This is a genomic window from Nostocoides sp., assembly GCF_035343835.1.
GTDB classification, from domain to species: domain Bacteria; phylum Actinomycetota; class Actinomycetes; order Actinomycetales; family Dermatophilaceae; genus Nostocoides_A; species Nostocoides_A vanveenii.
The window spans coordinates 1-4,515 of the sequence record NZ_DAOQZV010000245.1 but is presented as its reverse complement, the minus strand read 5'-3'; the positions used below and the strand labels follow the sequence as shown (position 1 = coordinate 4,515).

Here is a 4,515-nt window from a genome sequence, read left to right as displayed (position 1 = left end):
GGGCAACAGCGCCGGGGCCGGCGGTGACCAGGCGACAGGCGGTGACCACGCGGACGCCGATACCCCGCCGGCAACCGGTGACCACACGGCAGCCGGTGACCCTTCGGTCGCCGGTGACCACGCGGCAGCCGGTGACCACGCGGCCGCCGATGACCCGTCGGTCGCCGGCAACCTCGCGGCGGGAGGCGCGCATGGGGACCGGTAATCGCGGACTGTCCTGGCGGGTGCCTGTGCTGGTCACACTCGTGGTCGGCGTGATTTCGGCGCTACTGACGCACCGGCTGATGGCAGGGGGCACCTTTCCGCCCGCGGTGCCGACGCTCGCGCTCGTGCTGCTCGGGGGCGTCGGCCTGCTCGTGCTGTGGTTCGGTTGGGCGGTTCGCGGCTATCTGCGCGGTCGCAAGGCGAACCTCGACCCGATGCGCGCCGCCCGCACCCTCGCACTCGCCCAGGCTGCCGCCCTCACCGGAGCCGCTCTCGTCGGCCTCTACGCCGGGAACGCGCTCGGGCTGCTGCCGGACTGGGATCTCACGATCTCGCAACGCCTGCTGTGGAGCTATCTCGGCGGCACGCTCGCCGGCGGCTATCTCGTCGTGTGCGGTCTCCTTTCCCAGCACTGGTGCCGCATCCCACCGCGGGAGAACGGCGGCGCCGGCGAGGCGGCGTGACCAGGCGCGCCTGATCATCGCGCGGGCGGAGCACCGCGCATCCGACGCGCTCTTGATTGGCGTCGATCACCAGCCAATGCAGGAGACGCAGATGCGTCACGTCACGACCTCAGTCCTCCTGACCCTGAGCCTGGCCATCCTCACCATCGCCACGCAAGGGCCGGCAGGTATCCAGGACCTCGCGAGGACGTCAATGGCGGTGGCCTGATTCGTTGCGACGCCACGGGAGCGGAGAAGACCCTCGGCATCGACTACCACCCCGCCATGTCCGCCGACGGCAAGATGGTCGCCTTCCAGGACGGACCGCAGCTCAAACTGTGGAATGTGACCACGGGCGCGGTGGCGCTGCTCAGCCGCACCCTCGGCTGACCGGCGGCACTGGCTACTTGTCGACGTCGCCGACGACGAAGAACATCGAGCCCAGGATGCTGACCATGTCGGCGACCAGACACCCGGGCAGCAACCGCGAGAGCACCTGGACATTGTTGAAGGATGCCGAGCGCAACTTCAGGCGGTGCGGGGTCTTCTCGCCGCGCGAGACCAGGTAGTAGCCGTTGAAGCCCAAGGGGTTCTCGGTGGCGGTGTAGAGATCGCCCTCGGGCACCTTGAGCACCTTGGGCAGTTTGACGTTGACCGGGCCCTGGGGCAGCGCGGCGAGCTTCTCGACGCACGCCTGCGCGAGGTCGAGGCTGACCTCGACCTGCTCATAGAGCACCTCGAGGCGGGCCAGGGCGTCGCCCGCTTTGCGCGTGACGACGCGGCCGGGGCCGCCGGGGGTGAACAACTCGGCATACGCCAAGTAGGGCGCGTCGCGCCGCAGGTCGACGTCGATGCCGCTCGCCCGCGCAATCGGGCCAGAGACCCCGTATGCCGCACCCACGTCCGCGCTCAGCACGCCGACGCCGCGGGTGCGGGCATTGACGATCTCGTTGCCGAGGATCAGCGAGGCGATATCCGGCAGGCGCCGGCGGACGACGGCGATGGCGTCGGCCACCCGGTCGAGCCACCCCGCCGGCAGGTCCTCCTTTAGGCCCCCGACGCGGTTGAACATGTAGTGCATGCGGCCACCCGAGGCCTCTTCGAGGACGGCCTGGATCTCCTCCCGCTCACGGAAGGCGTAGAAGACCGGCGTGATCGCGCCCAGTTCCAGCGGATAGGACCCGAGGAACATCAGGTGGTTGAGCACGCGGTTGAGTTCGGCGAGGAGGGTGCGCGCCCAGACCGCGCGGACCGGCACCTCCATTCCGAGCATCTCCTCGACGCCGAGCACGACGCCGAGTTCGTTGCTGAAGGCGCTCAGCCAGTCATGCCGGTTGGCGAGCACGACGATCTGGCGATAGTCGCGCACCTCGAAGAGCTTCTCGGCGCCCCGGTGCATATAGCCGATGATCGGGTCGGCGCTGATGATGCGTTCGCCGTCCAGGACGATCTTCAGGCGCAGGACGCCGTGGGTGGCCGGATGCTGGGGCCCGATATTGAGGACCATGTCGGCGGTGGCGAGCCCGCCGGCTCCGACACCGACGGTCAGTTCGGTGGGCGTCGACGTGGTCACCTGCCCATGCTAGGCGGCGCACGCCGCGCGTGGTCCGGGCGGCCGGAGGTGGCGGGACCCGCGGGCCTGGCAAGGTAGGCGCCATGCCTGGATTCGACGCCGCGACCGTCCTCGACCTCAGCGACCCAGCCACCCTCGCCCATCCGTATGCCGGCTTCGCCGCCGCCCGTGCGCAGGCGCCGGTCGCGTGGCACTCCGGCTTGGGGATGTATGTCGCAACCTCGCACGCGGCGTGCTCCGCCCTGCTCCGGGATCGCCGCCTGGGCCGGATCTTCCGCGATCGCGAGCCGGTGGCCGACTGGGACACCTTCAACTGGTTGCATGCGGATTCGATCCTCGACTGCGAGCCGCCTAAGCACACCCGCTTGCGGCGACTGGTGGCCGGAGCATTCGGCCGAGGGCATGTGCAGCGATTGCAGCCGCGCATCGAGGAGTTGTCGCGGCAGCTGCTCGACGAGGTCGGTGGTGTCAAGGAGTTCGATGTCATCGCCGGGCTGGCCGAGCCCCTGCCGGTCATGGTGATCGCCGATTTGCTGGGCTTCCCCGACACCGATCTGCACCTGCTGCGCCCGTGGAGCCAAGCCATCGTGAAGATGTACGAGCCCGACCGCTCCCCGGCCGACGACGCGCGTGCGCAGCAGGCATGTGGTGAGTTCGCGGCATACGTGCGGGAGTTGGCGGCCCACCGGGCGGCGCATCCGGGGGAGGATCTGCTGACCGATCTGGTGCAGGTGCGCGACGGCAGCGACAAGCTGAGCGAGCGCGAGCTGATCGCGACCGCGGTCCTGCTGCTCAACGCCGGGCACGAGGCGAGCGTCAACGGGTTCGGCAACGGGCTGCACTCGTGGCTGGCGGCCGGGCAGCCGCCCATCGACGCCGCCGACCCGGCTGCGGTCGAGCGGCTGGTCGAGGAATTTCTGCGGCACGACAGCCCGTCGCAGCTCTTTGACCGGACGGCGACCGAGCCCGTCGACCTGCTCGGGGTGCATATCGAGCCAGGGGAGAAGATTGCGGCGCTGCTCGGGGCGGCGAATCGTGACCCGGCAGTTTTCGCTGAGCCCGAACGGTTCGACCCGGCGCGCGAGCCCAACAACCACCTGGCTTTCGGCCTCGGGATCCACTTCTGCATCGGCGCCCCGCTGGCCCGGCTCGAGATGCAGACCTCGGTGCGCGAGTTGCTGGCGCGTCACGCCCGGCTGCGGGTGGTCGAGGCCGAGCGTCGCCCGACCTTCGTGCTGCGCGGTTTCGAGCGGCTGATCATCGCGTCTTACTGACTTCAGTAGTGACAGCCAGCATTACTGCATGACCATCACGATCAAGAACGACGAGGTCGAGCGCAAGGTGCGTGAACTCGCCCTGCGTACCGGTCAGACCCTCACCGGTGCCATCGCGTCTGCTGTGGCTCGCGAACTGGCTGCCACGCCCAGGACGCACGAGACGCGCCAAGAGCGCTAGGACCGGCTTCGTCGGTTGAGCCAAGAAACGGGCCGCTACATTCGCGAGCGCAACCTGCGTTTCCTGACCGACGACGATCTCTACGACGAGCTCAGCTTGCCCAAGTGATTGTGGATACCTCGGCGATCATCGCTGTCCTGAAAGATGAGGCTGATGCGCCCCATCTGACATCGGCCCTCGTTGGCGCGCAGAGCTTGCTGTTCTCCGCGGCAAGCTATCTCGAAGCAGGGATCGTGATCGACAGTCCGCGCGACCCCACTCTCTCGCGTCGGCTCGATGAACTGCTCGAGGATTTCGACATCACCGTCGTGCCGGTCACGCCCGAGCAGGCCCGCATCGCGCGGGACGCCTATCGCGACTTCGGTCGCGGGTCAGGGCATCCGGCGCGGCTGACTTTCGGCGACTGCTTCAGCTATGCGCTGGCCAGCGAGCGGCGCGAGCCGCTGCTCTTCAAGGGCGACGATTTCGGTCACACCGACGTGCGGTCGGCGCTCACGGCACCCGACTGATCGCCCACCAGAAATCGCCGAGGCCAGGGCCGCGAAGAGCGCTGATCGCGGAATTGCGTTCCAGCGCAGCGAGATAGCCGCGTGGATCGCTCCGCGCCTGCTCGTATGACGCCCGCTCGCCCACCAGCCCTAGCTCGCCGAGTGCGTCGCGCTGGGTGATCAGACGGTCCGCGCCAAGCGCGTCCATCGCGACGTGCGCGGTCAGATCACAGGTCGCGTCGGGGACCGGGCTGACCTGGTGGCCGGCGCGATAGCCGGTCAGCGTGCCACCCGCCGGCCGGTCGGCGCGCAGGTGGCCGTAGTCGATCGCGACGACGAGCGAGCCCGGGGC

The 4,515-nt window shown here is 69.0% G+C and carries 6 protein-coding genes and 1 pseudogene; 5 read left to right on the top strand and 2 right to left on the bottom strand.

Features of this window, described 5'->3' with window-relative positions:
• A partial coding sequence (locus tag PKH97_RS14010) for a hypothetical protein (RefSeq protein ID WP_324388159.1) occupies nt 1–205 on the top strand: 205 nt, incomplete at its 5' end.
• Entirely contained in the window at nt 192–668 is a 477-nt protein-coding gene (locus tag PKH97_RS14005) for a DUF3180 domain-containing protein (protein ID WP_324388158.1), read from the top strand. The genes PKH97_RS14010 and PKH97_RS14005, both read left to right, overlap by 14 nt.
• A 382-nt stretch (nt 669–1,050) precedes the next feature.
• Here the strand turns inward: PKH97_RS14005 and PKH97_RS14000 are convergent, their stop codons facing one another.
• Nucleotides 1,051–2,154 (bottom strand): NADH-quinone oxidoreductase subunit D, encoded by a 1,104-nt coding sequence (locus PKH97_RS14000; RefSeq protein ID WP_324388160.1) that lies wholly within the window; start codon nt 2,152–2,154, stop codon nt 1,051–1,053.
• A gap of 149 nt (nt 2,155–2,303) precedes the next feature.
• Here PKH97_RS14000 and PKH97_RS13995 point away from each other — a divergent pair, with 149 nt between their 5' ends.
• The 3 genes from PKH97_RS13995 (at nt 2,304) to PKH97_RS13985 (ending at nt 4,184) form a co-directional block, all read left to right on the top strand.
• Nucleotides 2,304–3,494: a cytochrome P450 gene (locus tag PKH97_RS13995; protein WP_324388157.1), complete on the top strand. Its 1,191-nt coding sequence runs from the start codon at nt 2,304–2,306 to the stop codon at nt 3,492–3,494.
• Nucleotides 3,495–3,522: 28 nt separating this feature from the next.
• Nucleotides 3,523–3,675 carry a type II toxin-antitoxin system VapB family antitoxin gene (locus PKH97_RS13990; RefSeq protein WP_324388156.1) on the top strand — a complete coding sequence of 51 codons (153 nt, stop codon included), beginning with the start codon at nt 3,523–3,525 and terminating at the stop codon, nt 3,673–3,675.
• Nucleotides 3,676–3,779: 104 nt separating this feature from the next.
• Nucleotides 3,780–4,184: a type II toxin-antitoxin system VapC family toxin gene (locus tag PKH97_RS13985; protein WP_324388154.1), complete on the top strand. Its 405-nt coding sequence runs from the start codon at nt 3,780–3,782 to the stop codon at nt 4,182–4,184.
• Here the strand turns inward: PKH97_RS13985 and PKH97_RS13980 are convergent.
• Nucleotides 4,168–4,515 (bottom strand): annotated as a pseudogene (locus PKH97_RS13980) (hypothetical protein); the annotation flags it as partial. The gene PKH97_RS13985 and the pseudogene PKH97_RS13980 sit on opposite strands and share 17 nt — an antisense overlap.

What these genes read in the sequence shown, in the direction of transcription:
- PKH97_RS14005 (WP_324388158.1), top strand. Translation starts at nt 192, where the DNA reads ATGGGGACCGGTAATCGCGGACTGTCCTGGCGGGTGCCTGTGCTGGTC.
- PKH97_RS14000 (WP_324388160.1), bottom strand. Translation starts at nt 2,154, where the DNA reads ATGGTCCTCAATATCGGGCCCCAGCATCCGGCCACCCACGGCGTCCTG.
- PKH97_RS13995 (WP_324388157.1), top strand. Translation starts at nt 2,304, where the DNA reads ATGCCTGGATTCGACGCCGCGACCGTCCTCGACCTCAGCGACCCAGCC.
- PKH97_RS13990 (WP_324388156.1), top strand. Translation starts at nt 3,523, where the DNA reads ATGACCATCACGATCAAGAACGACGAGGTCGAGCGCAAGGTGCGTGAA.